The sequence below is a fragment of the Curvibacter sp. AEP1-3 genome, from assembly GCF_002163715.1.
In the GTDB taxonomy this organism is placed as follows: domain Bacteria; phylum Pseudomonadota; class Gammaproteobacteria; order Burkholderiales; family Burkholderiaceae_C; genus Allorhodoferax.
Map to the genome: position 1 here is coordinate 822,314 of NZ_CP015698.1, position 24,483 is coordinate 846,796.

A 24,483-nucleotide genomic window follows, 5' to 3' on the forward strand; every position below is an offset into this window, starting at 1 on the left:
GTGGCACCGTGGTAGCATGGCTGCATGTTCGTAGCTCACACCACCATGCTCTCTGCCGCACCCGCGTGCGCAGGTGCGTTGTGCGCGAACAAATCCAAAAAGCCGAAGCTCATTTGACCGGAGCTGCGGTTCCGTCCTCAAATGAGCGATGGAACTGCAACACAGGCACCCTACCCTTTTTTTGCACCTCCCGCCGCGCGTTTGTCGATGGTTCTTCCATCGGTCTTTTCCTCGAAAAGGATGTACGTATGCGCGAGTTGACTCCTGATTTTTCCGGCCTGTGGATTCCACTGGTCACCCCCTTTGAGCGTGGAGCGGTGGACCACCCCGCCCTGTACCGATTGGTGCGGCACCTCGCGAACCAGGGGGTGGCAGGTTTCGTGGTGTGTGGCTCCACCGGCGAGGCCGCTGCCCTCAGCCCTCGGGAACAGCTGGCGGTCTTGGACACCGTCCGGTCCGCGGCAGGTGACTTGCCTCTGGTGATGGGACTGTCGGGCTACCACCTGCCGGAGACTCTGGAATGGGTGCGCACCCTCAATAGCAGCGGATTGCACGGCATTCTGGTACCGGCACCACATTACATCCGCCCCAGCCAGACAGGACTCATTCAGTGGTTCGAGTCGATTGCCGACGTCAGCACATCGCCGGTCGTGATCTACGACATTCCCGCCCGCACAGGGAGCACGCTTGCGCTGGAAACACTGCGGACCTTGGCGCAGCACCCGCGCATCGTGGCGATCAAGGACTGCGGTGCAGACGACATCAAGACCCAGTATCTGATTGCGGATGCAGCCCTTCAGGTATTGGCGGGGGACGATAGCCGCATCTTCAACACCGTGGCGCTGGGAGGCGCTGGCGCTATTGCGGCCGGCGGCCATGTGCACACGCAGCGCATGGTGCAAGTCATTGCCTTGCTGCGGGCCGGGGAACTGCAAACGGCCCGGGCACTATGGCGCCCTTTGCTGACCCTGCTGAATGCTTTATTTGCGGAGCCCAATCCCGGGCCCTTGAAGGCGCTAATGGCCCATCAGGGCCTGCTATTGAATGAACTGCGTGCGCCTATGGATGCAGCATCCGAGGGCTTGACGGCACGACTGAGGAAAATCAGCGACGGGATACCTGCGCTGGTGGCGCAAACCCAGGCCGCTTGATCAGCCGCCCGTGACCGGGGGGAAGAACGCAACTTCGCACCCCTCTGTCAGGGTGGCGTCCGGGCCGCTCATGACTTGGTTGAGGGCCATGCGGACAGACCGGTTGGTGTCCAGCGCTTCGGCGCCGGCACCGCCGCGCGCCAGCATTTCAGACCGCAGCGCACCCAGAGTGAGTGCCTGTGTCTCCAGCACTTCGCTGGAGGTGCCCATGGCCTCGCGCATGGAGGCAAAGTAGCGGACGGTGACTTTCATCGCAGCAACTCGCTAAAGGGGATGTACTGCACGGTTTGGCCATACAAGATCGGTTGCCCGGGTGGGACATCGACCACACCATCCCCCCAAACAGCGGAGGTGAGAACGCCGGAGCTCTGGTTGTTGAACAGGTCCAGCCCGCCATTGGCATTGCGACGCACCCGCAAAAATTCGCGGCGCTTGTCGGCTTTGGGCCAATCGAAATCTGCGCGAACCGCCATACTTTTCATGGCAATGTCCTGCACACCTTGCAGGCGCAACAAGAACGGCCGCACCAACAGCAGGAAGGTCACGTAGCTGGATACCGGGTTACCGGGCAGCCCGATGAAGTGCGCCGCGCCAATGCGCCCGTGCGCAAAGGGTTTGCCTGGCTTGATGGCGATCTGCCACAAATCCAGCGTACCCAGGCTTTGCACTGCGGGCTTGATATGGTCTTCCTCGCCCACCGACACGCCACCGCTGGTAAGAATGACGTCGTTGTCAGCTGCTGCACCCTGCAGCGCTGCGATGGTGGCGGCACGGTTATCTGGCACGATGCCCAGATCCGCCACCTCACAGCCCATTCGGCGCAGCAGATTGAGCAGGAAAAAGCGGTTGGAGTTGTATATGGCGCCGGGGGGCATGTCCTGCGGGGCGACGGTGCCGGGCATCACCAGCTCGTCCCCGGTCGAGAACAAGGCCACTCGCGGCTTGCGCACCACTTCCAGATGCGCCATGCCGATGCTGGCAGCCAGGCCCAATTCAGCCGGCCCCAAGCGGGTACCCGCGGGCAACACGCAATCCCCACGCTGCACGTCTTCACCCGCATGGCGGATGTACTGGCCCGGCAAGGGCGTGGTGTTGACCCGGATGGTCTCGGGCTGGCCATGGCGCTCGTCGTGGATAGGCGTGCAGTCTTCCTGCATGACCACCGCATCGGCTCCGGGGGGCACCGGTGCTCCGGTGAAAATGCGGGCCGCCGTGCCGGCTTGCAGATGTTCACCGACCGAGCCGGCGGCAATCCGCTGCGTGACCCGCAGCTCGTGGGAGCCGCGCAACAGGTCTTCGGCATGCACGGCATAGCCGTCCATGGAGCTGTTGTCGAAGGCCGGCACTTGCAGGCTGGACACCACGTCCGCCGCCAACACCCGGCCGTCTGCATCAAAAGTGGAAACCTGCTCTGTCGCCGTCAATGGCACCACTGCTGCCAGCAACTGCGCCAGCGCATCGTCCAACGGCAAAAGAGGCTTGCGAGGGGCGCTGGGTGCATAAGTCATTTGCTATCGATTCAGGAGCTGCTCGCGCACATTTGACGGGCGCAAAGCAGCGTTTTCATACACAAATCAAACACACTCACGCTCAATGAGCGCTTTGATGGCGGGCACGTCCGCATCCATCACCAGCACGCGCTTGGGCAGGGCTTCGATGCCTTCAAACTGCGACGGGCGAACGGGGTCACGACCCAAGGCCTCGACCACGGTGGCCGCGAACTTGATGGGCAATGCGGTTTCCAACACCACCATGGGCACGCCGGCAGTCAGGTGTTTCAAGGCCACCTTCAGGCCATCGGCAGTGTGGGTATCGATCATCATGCCGTGCTGCTCGTAAGTGGCTCGAATGGTGTCCAACCGATTGGCGTGGGTGCTCTTGCCGCTCACAAAACCATACTTGGTGGCCGCTTGCGCGAACACCGGGTCTGCACTCAAGTCGAACTGGCCGGTCTTGGACAGGCCTTCGCCGAACAGCGCCTTGACCCGCGCACCGTCGCGGCCCAGCAGGTCGAACACAAAGCGCTCGAAGTTGCTGGCCTTGGAAATGTCCATGGACGGGCTGGAAGTCTCGTGGGTGTCTGCAGTGCCGCGCACGCGGTACACGCCGGTGCGGAAGAACTCGTCGAGCACATCGTTTTCGTTGGTGGCAACCACCAGCTTGTCGACCGGCAGGCCCATCATGCGGGCCACATGGCCGGCACACACGTTGCCGAAATTGCCGCTCGGCACGCTGAACGACACCTTTTGGGCGTTGGATTCGGTCGCCTGGATGTAGCCGGCAAAGTAGTACACCACCTGCGCCAGCAAACGCGCCCAGTTGATGGAGTTGACCGTACCGATCTTGTATTTTCGCTTGAACTCGAGGTCGTTGGACACTGCTTTGACGATGTCCTGGCAATCATCAAACACGCCTTTGATGGCGATGTTGTAGATGTTGGCGTCCTGCAGGCTGAACATTTGTGCCTGCTGGAAAGGGCTCATGCGGCCGTGTGGGCTGGTCATGAAGACGCGCACGCCCTTTTTGCCACGCATGGCGTGCTCTGCGGCGCTGCCGGTGTCGCCACTGGTGGCACCCAGAATGTTGAGCTCTTCGCCGCGGCGGGCCAGTTCGTACTCGAACAGGTTGCCCAGCAGCTGCATGGCCATGTCCTTGAACGCCAGAGTCGGGCCATTGGAGAGCGCTTCGATCCAGACGCCGTCCTGCAGGTGGCGCAGGGGCACGATTTCGCCGGTGCCGAATACTTCAGCGGTGTAGGTTTTGGCGCACAGGGCACGCAGGTCGTCGGCGGGAATGTCGTCGATGTACAGCGACAGAATTTCAAACGCCAGCGAGGCGTAACCCTGCTCGTGGTAGACCTTGCGCCAGCGGGTCAGCGTGGCGTCGTCCACTTGCGGATAGGCCACCGGCATGTACAAGCCGCCGTCCGGCGCCAGGCCTTCGAGCAGGATTTCGCAGAAGCGTTTGCGGTCTTGGTTGCCGCGTGTAGAGATGTATTGCATTCGGCAGTGTCCTGATTTACGCCAGCTCTTCCTTGCGGATGCGGGTGATGGGCTGCAACACGGTAGGCAGCGCTTGCATCTGGGCGAGAGCCGCGTTCATTTTGGCTTCTGCGCAATCATGGGTCAGGATGATGACGTCGGTCTGGGTCGCAGCTTCACCGCTGATTTCATCCGCTTCGCGCTGCAGCACTGCATCGATGCTGATGCCGGCTTCAGCCAGCAAACCGGTGACCTTGGCCAATACACCCGCCTCGTCGGCCACGCGCAGACGAAGGTAGTAGCTGGTTACCACTTCGCTCATCGCCACCACGGGGGTGTTGCTGATGGCGTCCGGCTGGAAGGCCAAATGCGGTACGCGCTGGGCGGCATCCGCAGTATGCAGGCGGGTAATGTCCACCAGATCGGCAATCACGGCACTGGCAGTAGGCTCAGAGCCCGCGCCCTTGCCGTAGTACAGCGTGGTGCCTACGGCGTCGCCGTGGGCCATGACGGCGTTCATCGCGCCTTCCACATTGGCGATCAGGCGCTTGGCCGGTACCAGTGTGGGGTGCACGCGCAGTTCAATGCCGGCGGCCGTGCGCTTGGTAATGCCCAACAGCTTGATGCGGTAGCCCAGTTGCTCTGCGTATTTGATGTCGGCAGCGCCCAGCTTGGTGATGCCTTCCACATAGGCCTTGTCGAACTGCACCGGAATACCAAAGGCAATCGCGCTCATCAAGGTGACTTTGTGCGCAGCGTCCACGCCTTCGATGTCGAAGGTCGGGTCGGCTTCGGCGTAGCCCAGGCGCTGGGCTTCTTTGAGCACGACGTCAAAGTCCAGGCCCTTGTCGCGCATTTCGGACAGGATGAAGTTGGTGGTGCCGTTGATGATGCCGGCGATCCATTGAATACGGTTGGCAGTCAGGCCTTCGCGCAGTGCTTTGATGATGGGAATGCCACCGGCCACTGCCGCTTCAAACGCCACCATCACGCCCTTGGCGGATGCTGCAGCAAATATTTCGGTGCCGTGCACGGCGAGCAAGGCTTTGTTGGCGGTCACCACATGCTTGCCGGCCGCAATGGCTTCGAGCACCAGCGCCTTGGCAATGCCGTAGCCGCCGATCAACTCGATGACGATATCGATCTCGGGGTTGGCAATGACGGCGCGCGCGTCGTTCACCACCTTTACGTCGGGACCGACGACGCTTTGGGCACGTGCCACATCGAGGTCAGCCACCATGGTGATTTCGATACCGCGGCCGGCACGGCCCTGGATTTCTTGCTGGTTGCGCTTGAGCACGTTGAATGTGCCGCTTCCCACGGTGCCAATGCCGAGCAGGCCTACTTGTATCGGTTTCATATCGTTCTTACGTAAAAAGTGCGTCTAGCCCTTGCAAACAGTGCGCGGGCAGCTATCAAAATCAGAGTGAGTCAGTTCCCGTTGCGCTTGCGATAGCTCTCAAGGAACTTGGCAATGCGGCCGATGGCTTCACGCAAATCGTCCTCATGCGGGAGGAACACGATGCGGAAGTGGTCGGGCGCATGCCAGTTAAAGCCGGTTCCCTGCACCAGCATGACGCGGGTCTCGCGCAGCAGCTCCAGGAAAAATTGCCGGTCGTCCGAGATGGGGTACACCTTGGGGTCCAGCTTGGGAAACATGTACAGCGCGGCCTGCGGCTTCACACAGGTCACGCCGGGAATGGCGGTAATCAGCTCATAGGCCAGGTCGCGCTGGCGGCGCAGGCGCCCGCCTTCGCACACCAGATCGTTGATGCTCTGGTAACCGCCCAAAGCGGTCTGGATCGCCCACTGGCCGGGTACGTTGGAGCACAGCTTCATGTTCGAGAGCATGTTGAGGCCCTCGATGTAGTCAGCCGCCGACTTCTTGTTGCCTGACACCACCAGCCAGCCTGCGCGATACCCGCAGGAGCGGTAGCTTTTGGACAGGGAGTTGAAGGTGAGCGTCAACACGTCGGTCGACAAGCTGGCCAAGGCCGTGTGCTGGATGCCGTCGTACAAGACCTTGTCGTAGACCTCGTCCGCCAGAATCACCAAGCCGTGCTGGCGGGCGATCTCGATGATGCCTTGCAGCAGCTCGGTGGAATACAGCACGCCGGTCGGGTTGTTGGGGTTGATGACAACAATGCCTTTGGTTCGAGGCGTAATCTTGGCGCGGATGTCGTCGAGGTCGGGCATCCAGCCATTGTTCTCATCGCACAGGTAATGCACCGGTGTGCCGCCGGACAGACTGGTGGCTGCAGTCCACAAGGGGTAGTCAGGCATGGGCAACAGCAACTCGTCGCCGTTGTCCAGCAAGGCATTGGTGGCCATGGTGATCAGCTCACTGGCGCCGTTGCCCAGATAAATGTCATCCAGAGTAACGCCGGCAATGCCCTGCTTCTGGGTCTCATGCATGACCGCTTTGCGGGCTGCAAAAATGCCTTTGCTGTCGGAGTAGCCTGCCGAATTGGGGAGGTTGCGGATCATGTCCTGCTGGATTTCTTCGGGCGCATCAAAACCGAATACCGCCAAGTTGCCCAGATTGAGCTTGATGATCTTCTGACCCTCGTCCTCCATCTGACGCGCCGCGTCCATGATAGGACCGCGGATGTCGTAGAGCACGTTGGCCAGCTTGGCAGATTTCTGAATGGTTTTCAAAGTCCCTCCGGGAGGTGTCAGCACAGGGCGAAACCTATAATTTGACCACAGTTCGGCAGGCATCCCGCCCCGCCGGCCTCTCCCGGACCACACCTCTCCCCATGAAATTCATTCCCGACGCTTTACAAGGCCCCTCCATCACCGGTTATGGCCCCGGCTGGGTCGAAGTGAACGGTGAGAAATACCACTCCAGCATCATTGTGAGCAGCCAAGGCGTTATTCAGCCGTGGTCCTGCTTGCGCTTCGAAGATCTGGGAGAGCCTCACTTCGAAGAGCTGGCCACTTTTGCGTCGGAGCTGGTGCTTTTTGGAAGCGGCGCAAGCATCCGCTTCCCCCATCCTCAGTGGCTCAAGCCCTTGTACAGCCGTCGTATCGGGCTGGAAACCATGGACACCCAGGCGGCCTGCCGCACCTATAACTTTTTGTCGGGTGAAGGCCGCAAAGTGGTGGCTGCACTCATCATCTAGGTGACGCCCTCGGGAAAGGCGTCCGGGCGGTGCCTTTTCAGAGTAAAATCATGGGTTGCGGTCCAGAGCGAAGAATTGCTGTCACGTTCGACGCTGTCCCCTATGACTGACCAGGCCGGCTCGCCGGGCTGAAACACCGAGATTGAAATTCCATATGGCGATTGTTGTCAACAAACCCCTTCCCGAATTTGAGGCCAACGCCACCGGCGGCATCAAGGTGACCAACACCACCCACGTCGGGAAAACCATGGTTTTGTACTTCTACCCCAAGGACAATACCCCCGGCTGCACTACCGAAGCCATGCAATTCAGGGACAAGTACAAGGATTTCGTGAAGGCTGGCGCAGAAGTGTTCGGCGTATCACGGGACAACATGAAGTCCCACGACGAGTTCAAGGCCAAGCTGGAACTCCCCTTTGAGCTGATCGCTGACACAGAAGAAAAAATGTGCCACATGTTCGGCGTGGTCAAAAACAAGATCATGTACGGCAAGAAGGTCAAAGGCATTGAACGCAGCACCTTCCTGATCGGCGCTGATGGCCTAGTCAAAGAAGAATGGCGCGGTCTGAAAGTTCCAGGTCATGTGGATGACGTGCTGAAGGCTGTGAAGGCCCTCAAAAAAGCCGCCTGATTACCTTGTTGTTTTGATGCACCCGTTGGCGTTTGGCGTCACGGGGCTCATGCATAATGGTTCGCATGCCGTTGAAGCTTGCAACCGCGCTCCCCGAAAAAGCCGCCTTGGCTCAAGGCGGCTTTTTCGCTTTTTCGGCATTGCTTTTCCACTTCCCAACTTCTGCGAATCCACTCCATGCCACTGCCCCCTGCCCCGTCCAAGCGTGCCGATCGATTGACCGCCAAAGACTTTGAGGCTCCCGCGCGAGCATCCGCCCGCCCGGCCCGCAAGGCCACCCCAGAAGTTGTGCTACCCCAAACAGCCCAGGTCGTCCAGGAACGACCGGTCGCCCGGGAAACCAAGAAGTCCATACAAACTCCTGCCCCGACACGTGCACCCGCCACCGTGACAGCCCAGGCTCCCGCGCCTATGGCAATGCCTACGAAGTCCGTGTCCAAAGCGGTCGCCCCTGCCCCGGAAGCCAAGCGCAGCAAACGTGCAAAAACGAACGGCCCGAAAAAGCTCTTCGTGCTGGACACCAACGTCTTGCTCCACGATCCCATGTGCTTGTTCCGCTTTGAGGAACATGACATTTATCTGCCGATGATCGTTCTGGAGGAGTTGGACGGTCACAAAAAAGGCATGACCGAAGTGGCCCGCAACGCACGCCAAACCAGTCGCACCCTGGATGCGCTGGCAGGCACACCGGGCGCGGACATTACCGCAGGCTTCATGCTGGACAGCACCGGCCACAAAGACGCGCGCGGCAAGCTAATGTTCCAGACAGAGCCGCTGAACTACACCTTGCCCACCAGCTTGCCCCAAGGCAAGGCAGACAACCAAATTCTTGGCGTGGTGGACGCGCTGCGCCAGCACTACGCCCCTCGCGAAGTCGTGCTGGTTTCGAAGGACATCAACATGCGCGTCAAGGCGCGTGCTTTGGGCTTGGCCACCGACGACTACCAGAACGACAAAACTCTGGAAGACGGCGACTTGCTGTATTCCGGCTCGCTTGCCCTACCCTCGGACTTCTGGGCTACCCATGGACAGAGCGTAGAGAGCTGGCAGCAAGGCCAACACACCTTTTACAAGGTGGATGGCCCTGTGGTGCCCCAGATGATGATCAACCAATTCGTCTACTTCGAGTCTCCCGGCGAACCCAGCTTGTACGCGCGCGTGACCGAAATCCGCGGCACTACCGCGGTCCTCAAAACGTTGAAGGACTTCAACCATCTCAAGAATGCAGTGTGGGGCGTGACAACCCGTAATCGCGAACAGAACTTTGCGATGAACCTGCTGACTGATCCGGAAGTCGATTTCGTGACCCTCACAGGCACGGCCGGTACTGGCAAGACCTTGATGGCCTTGGCCGCTGGCCTGACCCAGGTGCTGGATGATCGACGTTATACCGAGATCATCGTGACCCGCGCCACCGTGAGCGTGGGTGAGGACATCGGTTTTCTGCCTGGCACTGAGGAAGAGAAAATGGGCCCCTGGATGGGCGCTCTGGACGACAACCTTGAAGTGCTTGGCAAGACAGACACCAACGCAGGGGAATGGGGCCGAGCTGCCACCAACGAGCTGATTCGCAGCCGCGTCAAGATCAAGAGCATGAATTTCATGCGCGGACGTACTTTCCTGAACAAGTACGTCATCATCGACGAGGCTCAAAACTTGACGCCCAAGCAGATGAAGACACTGATCACCCGTGCAGGGCCTGGCACCAAAATCATCTGCATGGGCAACCTTGCCCAGATTGATACGCCTTACCTGACAGAGGGCTCCTCAGGCTTGACCTTTGCCGTGGACAAGTTCAAGGGCTGGCCCCACGGTGGACACATCACCCTGGCCCGTGGCGAGCGTTCTCGCCTTGCGGACTTCGCCAGTGAAGTGCTATGAAATAGATAGCTACTCGCACACATGTAAAAAGGGCTGGAAGCCAAATTGGTTTCCAGCCCTTTTTCTATCGGGTTGACTGAAAAATCAGTAATCGTCCCCACCACTATGGGCCAGGTTTTCAAACTTGGTGAACCGGTTCATAAACGCGAGCTTGACGGTACCTGTCGGGCCGTTACGTTGCTTGGCAATGATCACCTCTGCCACGCCAGGTTCCTTGCATTGGTCCTTGGTGTAATACTCATCCCGGTAGATGAACATGATGATGTCAGCATCCTGCTCAATAGCGCCGGATTCACGCAAGTCACTCATCATGGGGCGCTTGTCGGGACGCTGCTCCACCGAGCGATTGAGCTGTGAAAGTGCAATCACCGGGCATTTGAGCTCACGGGCCAACATCTTCAAGCCCCGGGAAATCTCACCCAGCTCGGTGGCTCGGTTTTCACCGTCGCCGCCGCTGCCGCTCATCAGCTGCAAATAGTCCACCACGATGAGGCCTAGCTGCCCGCACTGGCGTGCCAAGCGACGGGCATTGGCACGCACTTCGCTGGAGTTCAGGCCCGCACTTTCATCGATGTGCAGTGAAATGGTCCGCAGCTTCTCAATCGCCTCCGAGAGGCGGGGCCACTCTTCATCGGTCAACTTACCAGTACGCAAATGCCCCTGATCCACCCGGCCGATGGAGCCGACAATACGCACGGCCAATTGGGCGGCGCCCATTTCCATCGAGAAGATGGCGACTGGCAAACCTTCATTCAGGGCGACGTGTTCCGCAATGTTGATGGCCAAGGCGGTCTTGCCCATGGAGGGACGTGCCGCCAGCACAATCAAATCGCCGGCTTGCAGACCTGCCGTCATGCGGTCGAAGTCAATGAAACCCGTGGGGACGCCGGTGACGTCGTTCGGGTTATCGGCCATCTCCTGCACGCGGTCCAGCAGATTGACCACCAGGCTATCCATGGACTGAAAGCCCTGCTTGTTGCGCTTACCGGCTTCGCCGATGTTGAAGATCTTCTGCTCGGATTCGTCGACGATTTCAGATACCGGGCGCCCCTTGGGGTTGAACGCATTCGTGGCGATTTCGTCACTGGCGCTGACCAGCTTGCGCAGGATGGATCGGTCGCGCACGATCTCCGCGTAACGACGGATGTTGCTCGCACTCGGCACGTACTGGGCCAAAGAGTTGAGGTAGGTGAGTCCACCCACCTCCTCTGCCTTACCCTGGTTCTGCAGGTGCTCGAAGACGGTAATGACGTCAGCCGGCTTGTTCCCGTTGATCAGCGTGCCAATAGACGCATAGATCAAGCGATGCTCGTGACGGTAGAAGTCCGCATCCATCAGGATGTCACTGACGCGATCCCAAGCCTCGTTGTCCAACAGCAGACCACCTATAACACTGGACTCGCCTTCAATGGAGTGAGGCGGCACCCGCAATTGGGCAATTTGCCGGTCGGACTCAAAGCCATCGAGAGAGGTAGGGACTGCTGACATGAAGTTTCCTTGGAACCCTTCATCCTAAAGCGGGCCGGAGCGCGCGTCGAGGGAAAGGCTGGGGGCAAGCTGTGGGAAAACTGTGCAAATAGCGGGATAAGTGCCCGCACAAAATACAAAAGCCGCAAGGGACAGGCCCTGGCGGCTTTTGTGCGGATACTGCCTGTTGCCAGGCGGCATGCCAAAGACTGCTTAAGCGGTTTCGCCGTACACAGACACAGTGATATCCACCACCACGTCAGTGTGCAGAGCCACGCTCACAGTGCTGTCGCTCACGACCTTGATAGGGCCGTTAGGCATGCGGATCTGGGACTTGGCCACTTTGTAGCCAGTCTTGCCCAGTTCTTCAGCGATGTCATAGTTGGTGACGGAACCGAACAAACGGCCGTCCACGCCAGCCTTTTGGGTCAACTTGATAGTTGTACCACCGAGCTTTTCGCCCAAAGCCTGGCATTCAGCCAACTTGGCTGCAGCTGCTTTTTCCAGTTCGGCGCGCTTGGCTTCGAACTCTGCCTTGGCAGATTCAGTAGCACGGCGTGCACGGCCGGAGGGGATCAGGAAGTTGCGAGCGTAGCCGTCTTTGACCTTGACGATTTCGCCGAGGTTGCCGAGGTTCACGACCTTGTCGAGCAGAATGATTTGCATGGTCGGGACTCCTTAGATCTTGTGCTGGTCGCTGTAAGGCAGCATCGCCAAGAAGCGAGCGCGCTTGATAGCGGTGTTCAGTTGGCGCTGGAAAATAGCGCGGGTGCCGGTCAGGCGTGCGGGGATAATCTTGCCGTTTTCAGCAATGAAATCACGCAAAGTGTCGATATCTTTGTAGTCGATTTCTTCCACACCGGTCACGGTGAAGCGGCAGAAACGCTTGCGCTTGAACAGCAGCGATTGGGTATTGCGCTTGGGGCGCTTGTCTTTGTTGAAACGTTTTGGTCCGGGCATGATGGACTCCTAAAAAATTAATCTTGCAAAAATTCTTGAATATGGAAAACGACTGACTTTCCCTGTCGTGCATTAGCCAAAAAACCGGTGAAGTTCCAGACACTGCCTATGGCTTGCTTGGCAAGCCGCTCTGCCAGAGTTCCGAAGGCCACCGCCTTGACTACCACCTTCACGGTTCTGCTGCTACCGGCTTCCTGAACGACTGACTCATGTTCGAGCCGCAGATTCAAGGCTGGTAAGCCTGCCGGTGTATAGCGCATGGTTTCTACCTCTGCGATACAAGCACCTAGAACCAATGAATTCGCTTGCACTCCTTAACGGGAAAGGTCCGTTGACCCGTTCAATTAGGCTTGGTACTCGGCCTGCTGGGCCTTGCGCGCGTCTTCACGCTCGACTGTCTTCATCATGGAAGAAGGACCGGTTTCGGCTTTCTTCTTGGACACAGTCAGGTGGCGCAACACGGCGTCGTTGAACTTGAATGCGTGTTCCAGTTCAGACATTACAGCCTGGTCGGCTTCAATGTTGACGCACAGGTAGTGGGCCTTGGCCAGCTTGTTGATCATGTAAACCATCTGACGACGGCCCCAGTCTTCAACACGGTGCACCTTGCCACCGCCAGCGGTGATCATGCCCTTGTAACGCTCCAGCATTGCAGGAACTTGTTCGCTCTGATCCGGGTGGATCATGAGGATGATTTCGTAATGACGCATTGATACTCCTTGAGGATTTCCCAGCATCTGGGTTGAAAAAGCTGCCCCCGGCGTCTAGACAGGGTGCAGCAAGGCGAAGCCCATGATTATAGCCTAACCCAAGGGAGGAGCCAAATCCCTGTCGTCCGGCGAGTCAGAAGAACTCAACAAGCTGACAATAACGGCGACCAGTACCCCGACAGGAACTCCAAAAACTCCAGCCGATACGGGTTGAATTCCAAACCAGAGATGTTCGCCTGACAATCCGAACCACTGCCGTAAAACCGGAAAGTTAAGCACCATGTAGACCACCGTGGTACCCAGCCCGGCCAACATGCCGGCCACCGCACCGGACCGTGTCATGCGCTTCCAGAAAATACCCAGAACCATGGCAGGCACAAAGGCCGCACCTGCAAGCGAAAACGACGCGGACACCAGATAGAGGATTCCAGCCGGTCGCTGTGCTGCCGCATAGGCAGCCATCAATGCCACCACCAACAAGGCGAACTTTGACAGCATCACCCTGCGCATGGCCTCCGCCTTGTTGCTATTGCCCTCAAAGTACACATCATGTGCAAGTGCATTGCCGATGGTCAGCAGCAATCCGTCTGCCGTGGATAGCGCTGCAGCCAAGCCACCGGCAGCCACCAGCACTGACACTACATAAGGTAGCCCGCCTATATCCGGTGACGCAAGCATGATCAAATCCGCCCCCAGCCGCAGCTCTGCGAACTGCAGCACCCCGTCACTATTCACATCGCTGAACGAAAGCAGATTCGGATCCTTGGACCATTGAAGCATCCACCCCGGAAGTGCATCAAAGGATTGCCCCACCAGATGCGCCATGACCTCGTACTTGACCAGAACAGCCAACGCCGGCGCCGAGAGATACAAGAGCGCGATGAAAACCAGCGACCAGGCCACCGACCTCCGCGTCTGGATAACGCCAGGAGTGGTGTAGTAGCGGGTTAAAAGGTGAGGCAAACCGGCCGTGCCCACCATGAGACAAAACATCAGCGCCAGGAAGTTGGCACGAGAAGTGTTGAATTCCGCTTGCTCATCCGCGTTGCCATCCGGATTGCCGGCAAAAGCCCGCGTTTGCGGTGCCATACCGCCAAGTACTCGTGCCCTCTCAGTGTTCTCAACAAGTCCGCGAGTCCACATGTCTCGTGCAGCTACCGCATCTTTGGGAAGTGCAGCCAGAGACTTGCGAGTGGCTTGAACCAAAGCATCCGGTGCCTTGCTATCGCCCAGGATCCTCAGTTGACGCCTCAGCTCCTCGCGCTCTTCCGCCAAAGAAGCCTCAACATCCAGCAGCTTGCGTCGGAACTCCTCCGCACGACGCGCATAGATAGCAATAACTTCCTGCTCTTGGGGCGAAACCGCAAACGAGGCTTCCAAATCGGTGATTTTCACCAGCTGTTGCCCATAAGCGAGGGGGGCGAACGGATTCCCGGTCTGCTGGTAAGACAGCCATGAGACAGGGATGAGAAACGCCAGAATAATGACTACATATTGGGTGACCTGCGTCCAAGTGACCGCCCGCATTCCACCCAAGAAGGAGCAGACGAGCACGCCCCCGAGCGCCAGAAGAATGCCGATCTCAAAATGCACCCCCGTCAAACGGGACGTAATCAAGCCGACGCCATAAAGCTGCGCAACTACATAGGTAAACGAGCACAACACCGCAGACCAAGCCGCAATTCGCCGCGGCCAGTGCCCGCCAAACCGAATCCGGAAGAAATCCGGTACGGTGTAAATATTCATGCTGCGCAAGTACGGTGCGACCAACAAAGCCACCAGGCAAAACCCGCCCGTCCAACCTAGCACGTAAGCCAAACCGCCCGGCTGCGTGCCCGAACCACTGAAACCTTGTGAATACAAGCCTCCGGCCAGGCTGATGAACGAAGCAGCGCTCATCCAATCTGCAGCAGTCGCCATGCCGTTATAGACACCGGGAATTCGACGGCCAGCTACGTAGTATTCATTCGCATCCGCAGTGCGAGCGAATACCCCGATTACCGCGTACAAGACCAAAGTCACCGACAAAAAAATGCCGGCGACCCACGCTTTCGGCAAGCCCCATTGTTCAGCCAGCGCCAAGGCCACAAGAAAGAAAAGCAAGCCAACTACAAAAGTCGCAAAGCGCTTGTGAAGGCTTGTCGTGTACTGCCGGTATTCAGTGGCATCAAACAAAAAGGCTTCCGCGGAGCGCCGGTTGGCAACGATGGCAAACGCGACCACGATGCCAATAAATATCAGTAGTGATCCCTGTGCCGCAAACCAATACGCGATCGGCCAGGAAAAAAAATTTCCGGGCAGATCGCGTGCAAAAAAAGTAACCCCGAAAGAGAAAACAAACCACAGCGCAAGCAGGCTCGCATGCAAGCGCCAGTTACGCCGGGTTGTCGTCTCTGGCATCAGACCGCTAGTTGCTGCCAGGTGGCAATCACGGAATCAGGATTCAGCGAAATGGAGGAAATCCCCTGCTGTTCCAGCCACTTTGCAAAGTCAGGGTGATCGCTAGGCCCCTGACCGCAAATGCCCACGTACTTGCCCTGACGCTTGCAAGCATCGATCGCCATGGTGATCAGCGCTTTCACGGCCGGATCGCGCTCGTCAAAGTCCGCCGCCAGGAGGTCCAGACCTGAATCACGATCCAGCCCCAAGGAGAGTTGGGTCAGATCGTTGGAGCCGATAGAGAAGCCGTCAAAGAACTCCAGGAACTGATCAGCCAGGATCGCATTGCTCGGAATCTCGCACATCATGATGAGCTTGAGGTCTGCCTCGCCGCGGCGCAAGCCATGACGGCCCATCAACTCGGTCACCCGTTTCGCCTGGCCCAGGGTACGTACAAACGGCACCATAACCTGCACATTGGTCAGCCCCATTTCATTACGCACACGCTTCAGCGCCTCACATTCCATGGCGAATGCCTCGCCGAACTCCGTGCTGATATATCGGGCGGCGCCACGGAAACCGAGCATCGGGTTTTCTTCTTCCGGTTCATACCGGCTGCCGCCGATCAATTTGCGGTACTCGTTGCTCTTGAAGTCGCTCAAACGCACGATGACTGGCTTGGGCCAGAAAGCTGCCGCGATAGTTGCAACCCCCTCCGCCACCCGGTCTACATAAAACGCACGGGGCGACGCGTGGCCGCGCGCCACAGACTCCACCGCCTTCTTCAGATCCGCATCCACATTGGGATAGTCCAAAATGGCCTTGGGGTGCACGCCAATGTTGTTGTTGATGATGAACTCCAACCGGGCTAGGCCCACACCCTGATTTGGCAATTGACAGAAGTCGAATGCCAACTGTGGGTTGCCGACGTTCATCATGATCTTGACGGGGATTTCGGGCATCACGCCGCGCTGTACCTCAGACACTTCGGTTTCCAACAAACCGTCGTAAATGAAGCCGGTGTCGCCCTCTGCGCAGCTCACCGTCACCAGCATGCCTTCTTTCAACAGGTCCGTAGCGTTGCCACATCCAACCACTGCAGGAATACCCAACTCACGGGCAATGATGGCCGCATGGCAGGTCCGGCCGCCCCGGTTAGTCACGATGGCGCTCGCGCGCTTCATGACCGGTTCCCAGTTGGGGTCAGTCATGTCAGTGACCAACACGTCGCCGGCCTGCACTTTGTCCATCTCGCTGATGTTGTGCACGATGCGCACCGGGCCTGTGCCAATCTTCTGACCGATGGCGCGACCTTCGGCCACCACATTGCCCTTGCCTTTGAGTTTGTAGCGGTACTCGGCTGTCGCCCCTGCCTGGCTCTTCACGGTCTCAGGGCGGGCTTGCAGGATGTAGAGCTGGCCGTCTATGCCGTCTTTGCCCCACTCGATATCCATGGGGCGACCATAGTGCTCTTCAATCACCAAGGCGTACTGCGCGAGCAACTCCACATCAGCGTCGGTCAAAGAGTAGCGGTTACGCAACTCAGTGGGGACATCGGTGGTTTTCACCAACTTGCCGCCTGCTGCTTTTTCCTCGGGGGTGGTGAACACCATCTGCAAGAGCTTGGAGCCCAGGTTACGGCGGATCACCGCGCGCTTGCCCGCCTTGAGCATGGGCTTGTGCACGTAAAACTCGTCGGGGTTCACCGCACCCTGCACCACTGTCTCACCCAAGCCATAGCTGGAGGTGATGAAAACCACCTGATCAAAACCAGACTCGGTATCGATCGTGAACATCACGCCGGCAGCACCCAGATCCGAGCGCACCATGCGCTGCACACCTGCACTCAGCGCTACCACGTCATGCGCGAAACCTTTGTGCACGCGATAGCTGATCGCGCGATCGTTGTACAAAGAAGCGAATACCTCTTTCATCTTGTGGAGCACATCTTCGATGCCCACCACGTTCAGATAGGTTTCCTGCTGACCTGCAAATGAGGCATCCGGCAGGTCTTCCGCAGTGGCCGACGAACGCACGGCGAAACTGGCTTGGTCGTTGCCGGCCGACAAGGTGGCAAAGGCATCGCGGATCGATTGCTCCAAATCAGCCGGAAAAGGCTGCGTCTCCACCATGGCACGGATTTCTGCGCCCACTGTGGCCAATGCCCGCACGTCCTCGGTGTCCAGGTTTTTCAGTTTTGCGCTGATCTTGTCAGCCAATCCGTCGTGGGCCAAAAACTGGCGGAATGCGTGGGCTGTAGTGGCAAAGCCCGTGGGGACCCGCACGCCTTGCGGTAGCTGGGAAATCATCTCTCCCAAGCTGGCGTTCTTGCCGCCGACGGACTCAACGTCCGTCATGCGCAAGCGCTCGAAGGGCACGACCAGGTCGGTCGCATTGAAAAGTTCAGACATAGGATGCTCCAGAAGTTAAAACCTTTCCATGACCCGCCGGACCATGCCGGGCGCGGGTCGCGCAGCCTGTCACTTTCCTGTTGTTGCTGTTGTGGGAAACGTAACCGGTACCTAAATGCGCTAAATTGCGGTGATTGTAGGTGTGCACACCGTGTAACCCGATTACGGAAAACCCCTGTGCGCTTGCAACTGACTGACGCCATTACCCGGAATACCATGCCCCAACGCTCTGTTTTTTTCATCTCTGACGGCACTGGCATCACCGCCGAGACATTCGGCAATGCCATCCTGGCCCAGTTCGAAACCAAGGCAAGGCATGTGCGCCTGCCCTTTGTGGACACCGTCGACAAGGCTCACCAGGCGGTCCGGCAAATCAACCATACGGGTGTGGTGGACGGCAACAAGCCCATTGTGTTCACGACCTTGGTGAACATGGATGTACTGAAAGTCATTCAGGAAGGCTGTCAGGGCATGTTGCTCGATATGTTCGGGATGTTTGTTCACCCCTTGGAGCAAGAGTTGGGCCTCAAGTCCAACCACCGCATCGGCCGCTTCAGTGATGCAAGCAAAAGCAAGGAATACCACGACCGGATTGAGGCCATCAACTTCTCTCTGGCTCACGACGATGGTCAAAGCAACCGTGACCTGGAGCAAAGCGACGTGATTCTGGTGGGCGTAAGCCGCAGCGGGAAGACCCCCACATCACTGTATCTGGCCATGCAATACGGCCTGAAAGCGTCTAACTATCCGCTGATACCTGAAGATTTCGAACGTCGCCAACTTCCTCCTGCGCTGGTGCCGCACCGCGGAAAAATTTTCGGTCTCACGATCCAGCCGGAGCGTTTGGCCGAAATCCGCAACGAGCGCCGCCCCAATTCCAGGTACGCGTCTCTGGAGAACTGCCGTATGGAAGTGAGTGAGGCAGAAGCCATGATGCGCCGCACCGGCATCCGTTGGCTGTCCACCACCACCAAATCCATCGAAGAAATTGCTACGACGATCCTTCAGGAAATACATCCTGAACGCTTGGTGTACTGAGAGCCTGTAGTTCACGCTCTAGCGATGAAACACTCGCACTTTCCACGTAAACGCATTGTTTGCCGGTTCTTTTGCAGAAGTCCTTTACCCGCCAATAGGCGTTGTGGCTGATACATCCGGTCTGGCAAATCACCAGGTCAGCTGCGGCCAGGTTGGCATCCAACAGCGAGGCGTTGTCCTCTACGCCTCCGTCATGGTGTGCAAAATGTCCTCCCACCCGCTCCACCACTTGGCGGTAATTGGCCACATTGCCAATGCGCCCGCCCACACAAAGCACCACCTTCTGAAATAGCGGTACAGGCGCGTTTGCCAATGCCCGCTGCTCTTGCACAGGTTGTGTGTATCGTGGAACACCTTGTGCAACTTCTTCAGGGACGCGCTCTGCCTGAATGACGCGTCGCCGCAAGTCCGCGTTCTGCATCTCCAATTCGTGCTGACGATCCAAGGCGCGGCCCAGGCGGGCTTGCAAGCGCTCCTTGTCTGACAGGTCCTGAATGGAACTACGCAGACTCTCTAACGCTTCGGCCATCAAGGCCAAGCGGGTGTCCTTGGCAATGGCATCAGCACGCGCTTGCAGCAGCAAGGCCTGCGTCTGCTCCAGCTCTGCATTTTTCTCCGTCATCACGCGCGTCATGCGCTCTTGGATTTTCCCCAGTTCACGACCGAGTAACGCGTTCTCATCTGCCAATGCATTGAAACGGGCGATCTCCAAACGTACACCCGCACCGGCTTGATGTTGAAACATGTGCAGGTCTTTGCACATTGCATCCCTAAGCGCAGCCTCACAACGAGGATGGGTCAAAGCGGCCCAGAAAGCACCGGCCACGTCACCCGCCTTGAGCGATCGGACCCACAATTCCGCCAAAGCTTGAGAATCTTTTGCGGATTTGTATGCGCGGATTTCGCGCACGTATCGGGAGTCCAGCTCTGCCTGCATCAGCTCAGAAAGCTTGCATCGTCTCGCTGCCTCAGAGACCGCGCCGGAATGCACTTCATAGTCATTCGCCAATGCACTTGCGCCCAAAGCTTTGTTGACGAGACGCCGGAGGGTATCTATCGGCAAGCAGACTCCAACCAAGGGGCAATGGCAGTGACTCTCCAGATCCCACAAGCGCTTGCGACGGGAGCCGGAGTTTGGTGGCTCTGACAAGGCATAGGATGGCATTGAGGGCACAGGTTTCGCCCCAGATTCATTCCGGTGAACCGCTACATTTTTTATAGCTGTTCCCGCATATTTATCGTGCGCTAGCGGCATATTTGAACCTCAATTTCGGCTTGTACCTTAATGGCATTCACTCTGTCTTTGTGACAGCAAGCGGGCCCGCCACGCAATGGCCGGAACGTGCTTGGTTCGCTTCGTCGGCTTCACGGGAGAGTTCAGCAATTCCGGGGCGCAGCAGGGGCACAGGTCACGGTATCGCCCCGAACCCATGGAGGTGAACCGGATGCGGCTGTGACCTAGTGCAGCAACAGCCGGACTTTGGGCAGCATCCACTGTCGAATCTGAACGCGCGGACCAATTCTCCGGGTCGTTTTGCTCTCCACTCTCACTCGAATGCCTGTCTCTTTCAATCTGCATGGTCTGTCCTTAATCGGGAAGTGAGTTCGCTGAATTTCATTAAGTATATGCGAATCATTCTCATTTAAGTCGATGTAATCACCACGCTTACGTGGGAAATTTGCAGTTCTTTACAACACTGCAAAGGAGTGACGACGGGATAATTCAAGCTTTCACAAACAGGAGGTCCCCATGAAAGGCGACGCACAAGTCATTTCCCATTTGCAGGCGCAGCTCAAGAATGAACTGACCGCTATCAACCAGTACTTCCTGCATTACCGGATGTACAAACACTGGGGCTTCGACAAACTCGCCAAAAAAGAGTACGAAGAGTCCATAGGGGAAATGAAGCATGCAGACATGCTGATGGACCGCATCTTCATGCTGGATGGCCTACCCAACCTGCAAGACATGGCAAAAATCATGGTCGGAGAGTCCGTTCCCGAAGCTCTGGAATGCGACTTGAAAGCAGAGGTCGGAGCGCAATCCACAATCAAAGCAGGCATTGCGCATTGCGAGTCAGTGCGCGATTACGTATCGCGTGACCTGTTGCAAAAGATTCTGGATGACACCGAGGAACACATTGATTTCCTGGAAACCCAGATCGATCTGATCTCCAAAGTCGGATTGCAAAACTATCTGCAAAGCCAGATGGGCGAGCTTTCTTGACCCTGCTACGCGCTCAGGCAGACACAGCGTCTGCCAGCATGGCCCGCCCCACCGCCTGAAATGTGGCATGGGGTGAGTTCAACAACTTATCCCCTACCAATCGCTTGTAGGCCGCGGTCGCGGTGAGCGGAACCTTTTCCAACCAAAACAGGGCCTCTTCCCCCCTGCCCCGCTCCGCCAGCATGCTGGCATAGTTGAACTGCCCTCGGAAGTCTCCCCCTTCGGCACCCTTTTTGAACCAAGCCAAAGCGGACTCTGCGTCTTTGGCCACTACGCGACCGTCTTCATGAAAGTGCCCGATCTTGGTCATGGACTTCGCGTGCCCTAACTTGGCAGCTGTCGTGTACCACTGCAATGCTTCATCGTCGTTTTTCTTGACACCCTTTCCGGCTGCCAGCAAGTTAGCGTAGTTGTACATACCGGAATCCAAGCCATTGTGCGCAGCCTGCCGGAACCAATTTGCTGCAGCAAAAAAATCCACGGCAGTACCCCACCCGTTTTCAAAGCAACGACCACACATGTTCATGCCCATGACTTGGCCCTGAGTTCCGGCTTTCAGGAAAAAACGCAAGGCCTCTTTATGGTTGGCCTCCTCCCCATGACCATCGAGCAGCCATTGGCCTATGACCGTCTGTGCGTCAGCACTTCCGAGCTCAGACGCATGCCGCATCCACTGCGCTGCACTCCGGGGTTCTGCGCCAATCACCGCTTGCCAGGCAGCGGGGTTCATGGCCGCTATTTCGGCAAGACTGAATGGCTTTGGCGGGAATGTCATGGAGCAGAAATCAAATACGAATAATTCTCAACTATATCTGTTACTGAACTATTCCGGAATGCAACAGGGCGCACAGCCCAGTTTTGTAGACACAACCCCACAAACACTACACATTTTTTTACATGCAATGCAAATGCGACGAATTCTTATTTAGAATACGAGCTCCGATCAACACTCAGTAAGCGTCTCATGATTGTTTGCGTCTGCCACCGCGTATCCGACAAGGAAATTCACCAACACGCCAGTGAAGGGAAGAGCTTCGAGGACATCCAGATTGATCTCGGTGTCGCTACACAATGTGGCCGCTGCGAAGACTGTGCGCGTGACGTGGTGGAGCAATGCCACGCCAATGCGGCCATGGTCCACGGAGCGTGGAAGACCATGATGGTGACGCGCTCTTTGTAAATCATTTTTTCTACATAAACAAGAATGCTTCTTGTTTATCCACCCAATCAGCAAGCCAAGTCAGAGCCCTATCCCGGTGCTCAGGACATAGCCAGCAGATTCTTTCAATTGAACGTTTTGAACGCTATGCCCACATCCAAACCCCTCCTTATTGCCGCCCCGCCTCCGGTAGCTGCCACCACCCTCCTGCCCTTGGGAGCCATGCTGCTTGCAGGTTCATTCTCTGCAGTTGCCCAGGAGAGTGCCGGAGAGCCCGTCAAGTCACTGAAGCAAATCACCATCACCGAGCAGCTTGAAGAAGAACAAGGCAAGGACTCTGTACGCGCAACCACCACCAGCATCGGCAAAGGCAAACAAGACCTCAGAGACGTACCTCAATCCATCACCGTAGTGACTGAGAAACTGGTGGATGACCGTAACCTGGATACCCTCAAAGACGTGCTGCACAACACCGCAGGCGTGACTTTTCTGGCGGCGGAAGGTGGTGAGGAAGACATTCGGTTACGTGGTTTTTCCTTGGCGCAAACGGGTGACATCTATGTCGACGGCATGCGTGACCCGGCGTTTTACGACCGCGACACATTCAATAGCGACAAGATTGAACTCCTGCGCGGTTCTGCATCCATGCTTTTTGGTCGGGGCTCCACGGGTGGTGCAGTCAACCAAGCCAGCAAACAAGGACGGGCTATTGATGACCATGAAGTCACCACCACGCTGGGCAGCTACAACTACCGCCGGGTCACAGGGGACTTCAATATCAAGACTGGTGAGGACTCCGGGCTGCGCATCAACGCGATGGTCACCAAAGCCGACAACAACGGTGCAGGCAGCAGCATCGACAAGCGAGGAATAGCCGCCAACTACCGTTGGGGAATCGGCACCAAAGACGAGTTCTCCGTAGGCTTGTACTCCCTCGACAACGACAACGGCATCAACTACGGCGTGCGTTGGATACGTCCGACTTCTACCGCAGCGGCAAGCACTGCAGGCTTGAACGAAGCAATTGCCCCGCAAACCTATTACGGCATGGCCAGTGACTACAACAAGGGAACTGCGGACTACATCACCGCGAGCCACATCCATCGATTCGATGACGACAGTGAACTCAAGACCAGTGCAAGGCGCGGCGTGTACACCCGCGACCAGCGCGCAACACTGTGGAACTATGCGGCAGGAACAGGGCTGAACAATTTCTCTGATGCGACTGTGCTTACCCGTGGGGCCCAAAACAAGATCCAGGACTTGAACTCGGTCTACCTCCAGAGCGACTACAGCAAAAAGTTCAAAGCGTGGGGAGTCAACCACGAAGTGTTTGCCGGCGTGGACGTCGCGCAGGAAAACAAAAATGTGTTTCGCGTGACCGGCGGAGCAACCCGCACGTCTACGACCGTGGGCACGCCGGATGACGGAGCATCCGTGGATGAAGGCGCACGCGTAGTCTCACGCTCCAGTGCTTTCCAAGCGGACAATCTGGGGCTGTACGCCATGGACCTCGTCCAAGTGGCCGAGCACTGGAAAGTGCTGGGTGGCCTGCGCTTTGATCGCATGCGTGGCAACTACATCACCGAGAACGCCGCAGGCCAAAAAACCGGTGCTTATGAACAAACAGTGGGCGACTGGAGTCAGCGTGTGGGTGCGCTGTATCAGCCTAACGAGCTGAGTTCGTATCACGTGTCGTGGGGGACGTCCTTCAATACCTCTGCGGATACCTATTCCTACACCACCACCAGCCAAAACACGCCGCCCGAGCAGAGCCGCAACTTTGAAATCGGAGCCAAACTGGACTCGGCAGACCATCGCTACACCACACGACTGGCGATATTCCATTCCACCAAGTTCAATGAGCGCAATACCGACCCGGACTCCGCAGCCACCCAGATGTTGTTGTCGGGCAAGCGTCACGCCAGCGGTCTGGAAGTGGATTTCAGCGGCATGTTGACCAGCAAGTGGGAAATCTATGGTTCGTATATGTGGATGCCTGATGCCATGATTGACATCTCGAACTCCACAGCCAACGGCGCACGCGAAGGTGAGCGTCCCGGTCTGACGCCCATTCACAGTGGCACGGTGTGGACGACCTACCAATTCACCCCCGAGCTCCGCTTGGGCACCGGCATCAATTTCCGCGGCGAGCAAACCCCGGCGACCAACCCGGGCGTCGTAGCCCCCGCTTACGCCACGTGGGATCTGATGGGTGAATACAAATTCAGCGAGAAAACTGCGCTCAAAGTCAACGTGACCAACGCGTTGAACAAGTTGTATGCCGATGGCCTGTACACCTCTTTCTACACCCCAGGGCCCGGACGCAACATCCAAGCCACGCTGAACCTCAAGTTCTAAAC

General features: G+C 57.6%; 22 protein-coding genes. 8 read left to right on the forward strand and 14 right to left on the reverse strand.

Going from position 1 to position 24,483, the window contains the following annotated elements; translation table 11 throughout:
- The first annotated feature begins 248 nt into the window (after nucleotides 1–248).
- The gene (gene dapA, locus AEP_RS03885; RefSeq protein WP_087497172.1) at nucleotides 249–1,151 is read left to right on the forward strand and encodes a 4-hydroxy-tetrahydrodipicolinate synthase; all 903 of its coding nucleotides are present in this window, start codon (nucleotides 249–251) and stop codon (nucleotides 1,149–1,151) included.
- On the opposite strand, the gene moaD is transcribed toward dapA, so the two are convergent.
- From moaD to AEP_RS03910, 5 genes are all read right to left on the reverse strand, one after another.
- Nucleotides 1,152–1,403, reverse strand: a complete 252-nt coding sequence (moaD, locus tag AEP_RS03890) for a molybdopterin converting factor subunit 1 (RefSeq protein ID WP_087494177.1) — start codon at nucleotides 1,401–1,403, stop codon at nucleotides 1,152–1,154.
- Nucleotides 1,400–2,659 (reverse strand): molybdopterin molybdotransferase MoeA, encoded by a 1,260-nt coding sequence (locus AEP_RS03895; protein WP_087494178.1) that lies wholly within the window; start codon nucleotides 2,657–2,659, stop codon nucleotides 1,400–1,402. The genes moaD and AEP_RS03895 overlap by 4 nt, the downstream gene beginning before the upstream one ends.
- Nucleotides 2,660–2,725: 66 nt before the next feature.
- Nucleotides 2,726–4,153, reverse strand: coding sequence for a threonine synthase (gene thrC / locus AEP_RS03900; RefSeq protein WP_087494179.1), 1,428 nt, complete (start codon nucleotides 4,151–4,153; stop codon nucleotides 2,726–2,728).
- Nucleotides 4,154–4,169: 16 nt separating this feature from the next.
- Nucleotides 4,170–5,492, reverse strand: coding sequence for a homoserine dehydrogenase (locus AEP_RS03905; protein ID WP_087494180.1), 1,323 nt, complete (start codon nucleotides 5,490–5,492; stop codon nucleotides 4,170–4,172).
- 71 nt (nucleotides 5,493–5,563) lie between these two features.
- Nucleotides 5,564–6,790 carry a pyridoxal phosphate-dependent aminotransferase gene (locus AEP_RS03910; protein WP_087494181.1) on the reverse strand — a complete coding sequence of 409 codons (1,227 nt, stop codon included), beginning with the start codon at nucleotides 6,788–6,790 and terminating at the stop codon, nucleotides 5,564–5,566.
- 101 nt (nucleotides 6,791–6,891) lie between these two features.
- On the opposite strand from AEP_RS03910, the gene AEP_RS03915 reads away from it, so the two are divergent.
- The 3 genes from AEP_RS03915 (at nucleotide 6,892) to AEP_RS03925 (ending at nucleotide 9,769) form a co-directional block, all read left to right on the forward strand.
- Entirely contained in the window at nucleotides 6,892–7,257 is a 366-nt protein-coding gene (locus tag AEP_RS03915) for an Mth938-like domain-containing protein (RefSeq protein ID WP_087494182.1), read from the forward strand.
- 154 nt (nucleotides 7,258–7,411) lie between these two features.
- The gene (locus AEP_RS03920) at nucleotides 7,412–7,888 is read left to right on the forward strand and encodes a peroxiredoxin (RefSeq protein WP_087494183.1); all 477 of its coding nucleotides are present in this window, start codon (nucleotides 7,412–7,414) and stop codon (nucleotides 7,886–7,888) included.
- A 177-nt stretch (nucleotides 7,889–8,065) separates the two neighbouring features.
- Nucleotides 8,066–9,769: a PhoH family protein gene (locus AEP_RS03925; protein WP_087494184.1), complete on the forward strand. Its 1,704-nt coding sequence runs from the start codon at nucleotides 8,066–8,068 to the stop codon at nucleotides 9,767–9,769.
- 84 nt (nucleotides 9,770–9,853) lie between these two features.
- Here the strand turns inward: AEP_RS03925 and dnaB are convergent, their stop codons facing one another.
- The 7 genes from dnaB to ppsA all read right to left on the reverse strand — a co-directional run bounded on the left by dnaB (nucleotide 9,854) and on the right by ppsA (nucleotide 17,696).
- Complete coding sequence (dnaB, locus tag AEP_RS03930) at nucleotides 9,854–11,257, reverse strand: replicative DNA helicase (RefSeq protein WP_087494185.1); 1,404 nt, start codon at nucleotides 11,255–11,257, stop codon at nucleotides 9,854–9,856.
- A 192-nt stretch (nucleotides 11,258–11,449) separates the two neighbouring features.
- Nucleotides 11,450–11,902 carry a 50S ribosomal protein L9 gene (gene rplI / locus AEP_RS03935; RefSeq protein ID WP_087494186.1) on the reverse strand — a complete coding sequence of 151 codons (453 nt, stop codon included), beginning with the start codon at nucleotides 11,900–11,902 and terminating at the stop codon, nucleotides 11,450–11,452.
- Nucleotides 11,903–11,914: 12 nt separating this feature from the next.
- Nucleotides 11,915–12,196 (reverse strand): 30S ribosomal protein S18, encoded by a 282-nt coding sequence (rpsR, locus tag AEP_RS03940; protein ID WP_029708819.1) that lies wholly within the window; start codon nucleotides 12,194–12,196, stop codon nucleotides 11,915–11,917.
- Between the two features lie 17 nt (nucleotides 12,197–12,213).
- The gene (priB, locus tag AEP_RS03945) at nucleotides 12,214–12,507 is read right to left on the reverse strand and encodes a primosomal replication protein N (protein WP_257789658.1); all 294 of its coding nucleotides are present in this window, start codon (nucleotides 12,505–12,507) and stop codon (nucleotides 12,214–12,216) included.
- 33 nt (nucleotides 12,508–12,540) lie between these two features.
- On the reverse strand, nucleotides 12,541–12,906 hold the full coding sequence (gene rpsF, locus AEP_RS03950) for a 30S ribosomal protein S6 (RefSeq protein WP_087494188.1): 366 nt from the start codon (nucleotides 12,904–12,906) through the stop codon (nucleotides 12,541–12,543).
- Nucleotides 12,907–12,999: 93 nt separating this feature from the next.
- On the reverse strand, nucleotides 13,000–15,306 hold the full coding sequence (locus tag AEP_RS03955) for a VC_2705 family sodium/solute symporter (protein ID WP_087494189.1): 2,307 nt from the start codon (nucleotides 15,304–15,306) through the stop codon (nucleotides 13,000–13,002).
- Nucleotides 15,306–17,696 (reverse strand): phosphoenolpyruvate synthase, encoded by a 2,391-nt coding sequence (ppsA, locus tag AEP_RS03960; RefSeq protein WP_087494190.1) that lies wholly within the window; start codon nucleotides 17,694–17,696, stop codon nucleotides 15,306–15,308. The genes AEP_RS03955 and ppsA overlap by 1 nt, the downstream gene beginning before the upstream one ends.
- 216 nt (nucleotides 17,697–17,912) lie before the next feature.
- On the opposite strand from ppsA, the gene ppsR reads away from it, so the two are divergent.
- Nucleotides 17,913–18,734 (forward strand): posphoenolpyruvate synthetase regulatory kinase/phosphorylase PpsR, encoded by an 822-nt coding sequence (gene ppsR, locus AEP_RS03965; RefSeq protein WP_087497173.1) that lies wholly within the window; start codon nucleotides 17,913–17,915, stop codon nucleotides 18,732–18,734.
- Here ppsR and AEP_RS03970 read toward each other — a convergent pair.
- Nucleotides 18,688–19,797, reverse strand: coding sequence for a DUF2325 domain-containing protein (locus AEP_RS03970; RefSeq protein WP_232459919.1), 1,110 nt, complete (start codon nucleotides 19,795–19,797; stop codon nucleotides 18,688–18,690). The two genes, ppsR and AEP_RS03970, sit on opposite strands and share 47 nt — an antisense overlap.
- A gap of 687 nt (nucleotides 19,798–20,484) precedes the next feature.
- On the opposite strand from AEP_RS03970, the gene bfr reads away from it, so the two are divergent.
- Nucleotides 20,485–20,961 carry a bacterioferritin gene (gene bfr, locus AEP_RS03975; RefSeq protein WP_087494192.1) on the forward strand — a complete coding sequence of 159 codons (477 nt, stop codon included), beginning with the start codon at nucleotides 20,485–20,487 and terminating at the stop codon, nucleotides 20,959–20,961.
- Nucleotides 20,962–20,974: 13 nt separating this feature from the next.
- Here the strand turns inward: bfr and AEP_RS03980 are convergent, their stop codons facing one another.
- Entirely contained in the window at nucleotides 20,975–21,736 is a 762-nt protein-coding gene (locus AEP_RS03980) for a tetratricopeptide repeat protein (RefSeq protein ID WP_087494193.1), read from the reverse strand.
- Nucleotides 21,737–21,925: 189 nt separating this feature from the next.
- Between AEP_RS03980 and AEP_RS03985 the strand changes: the two genes are divergently transcribed.
- Nucleotides 21,926–22,141: a (2Fe-2S)-binding protein gene (locus tag AEP_RS03985; RefSeq protein WP_087494194.1), complete on the forward strand. Its 216-nt coding sequence runs from the start codon at nucleotides 21,926–21,928 to the stop codon at nucleotides 22,139–22,141.
- A gap of 126 nt (nucleotides 22,142–22,267) precedes the next feature.
- Nucleotides 22,268–24,481 carry a TonB-dependent receptor gene (locus AEP_RS03990; RefSeq protein ID WP_087494195.1) on the forward strand — a complete coding sequence of 738 codons (2,214 nt, stop codon included), beginning with the start codon at nucleotides 22,268–22,270 and terminating at the stop codon, nucleotides 24,479–24,481.
- The last annotated feature ends 2 nt before the right edge of the window (nucleotides 24,482–24,483 follow it).

Excerpts from the sequence above, each read along its gene's own strand:
- dapA (WP_087497172.1), top strand. The coding sequence starts at position 249 with ATGCGCGAGTTGACTCCTGATTTTTCCGGCCTGTGGATTCCACTGGTC.
- moaD (WP_087494177.1), bottom strand. The coding sequence starts at position 1,403 with ATGAAAGTCACCGTCCGCTACTTTGCCTCCATGCGCGAGGCCATGGGC.
- AEP_RS03895 (WP_087494178.1), bottom strand. The coding sequence starts at position 2,659 with ATGACTTATGCACCCAGCGCCCCTCGCAAGCCTCTTTTGCCGTTGGAC.
- thrC (WP_087494179.1), bottom strand. The coding sequence starts at position 4,153 with ATGCAATACATCTCTACACGCGGCAACCAAGACCGCAAACGCTTCTGC.
- AEP_RS03905 (WP_087494180.1), bottom strand. The coding sequence starts at position 5,492 with ATGAAACCGATACAAGTAGGCCTGCTCGGCATTGGCACCGTGGGAAGC.
- AEP_RS03915 (WP_087494182.1), top strand. The coding sequence starts at position 6,892 with ATGAAATTCATTCCCGACGCTTTACAAGGCCCCTCCATCACCGGTTAT.
- AEP_RS03920 (WP_087494183.1), top strand. The coding sequence starts at position 7,412 with ATGGCGATTGTTGTCAACAAACCCCTTCCCGAATTTGAGGCCAACGCC.
- AEP_RS03925 (WP_087494184.1), top strand. The coding sequence starts at position 8,066 with ATGCCACTGCCCCCTGCCCCGTCCAAGCGTGCCGATCGATTGACCGCC.
- dnaB (WP_087494185.1), bottom strand. The coding sequence starts at position 11,257 with ATGTCAGCAGTCCCTACCTCTCTCGATGGCTTTGAGTCCGACCGGCAA.
- rplI (WP_087494186.1), bottom strand. The coding sequence starts at position 11,902 with ATGCAAATCATTCTGCTCGACAAGGTCGTGAACCTCGGCAACCTCGGC.
- rpsR (WP_029708819.1), bottom strand. The coding sequence starts at position 12,196 with ATGCCCGGACCAAAACGTTTCAACAAAGACAAGCGCCCCAAGCGCAAT.
- rpsF (WP_087494188.1), bottom strand. The coding sequence starts at position 12,906 with ATGCGTCATTACGAAATCATCCTCATGATCCACCCGGATCAGAGCGAA.
- AEP_RS03955 (WP_087494189.1), bottom strand. The coding sequence starts at position 15,306 with ATGCCAGAGACGACAACCCGGCGTAACTGGCGCTTGCATGCGAGCCTG.
- ppsA (WP_087494190.1), bottom strand. The coding sequence starts at position 17,696 with ATGTCTGAACTTTTCAATGCGACCGACCTGGTCGTGCCCTTCGAGCGC.
- ppsR (WP_087497173.1), top strand. The coding sequence starts at position 17,913 with ATGCCCCAACGCTCTGTTTTTTTCATCTCTGACGGCACTGGCATCACC.
- bfr (WP_087494192.1), top strand. The coding sequence starts at position 20,485 with ATGAAAGGCGACGCACAAGTCATTTCCCATTTGCAGGCGCAGCTCAAG.
- AEP_RS03980 (WP_087494193.1), bottom strand. The coding sequence starts at position 21,736 with ATGACATTCCCGCCAAAGCCATTCAGTCTTGCCGAAATAGCGGCCATG.
- AEP_RS03985 (WP_087494194.1), top strand. The coding sequence starts at position 21,926 with ATGATTGTTTGCGTCTGCCACCGCGTATCCGACAAGGAAATTCACCAA.
- AEP_RS03990 (WP_087494195.1), top strand. The coding sequence starts at position 22,268 with ATGCCCACATCCAAACCCCTCCTTATTGCCGCCCCGCCTCCGGTAGCT.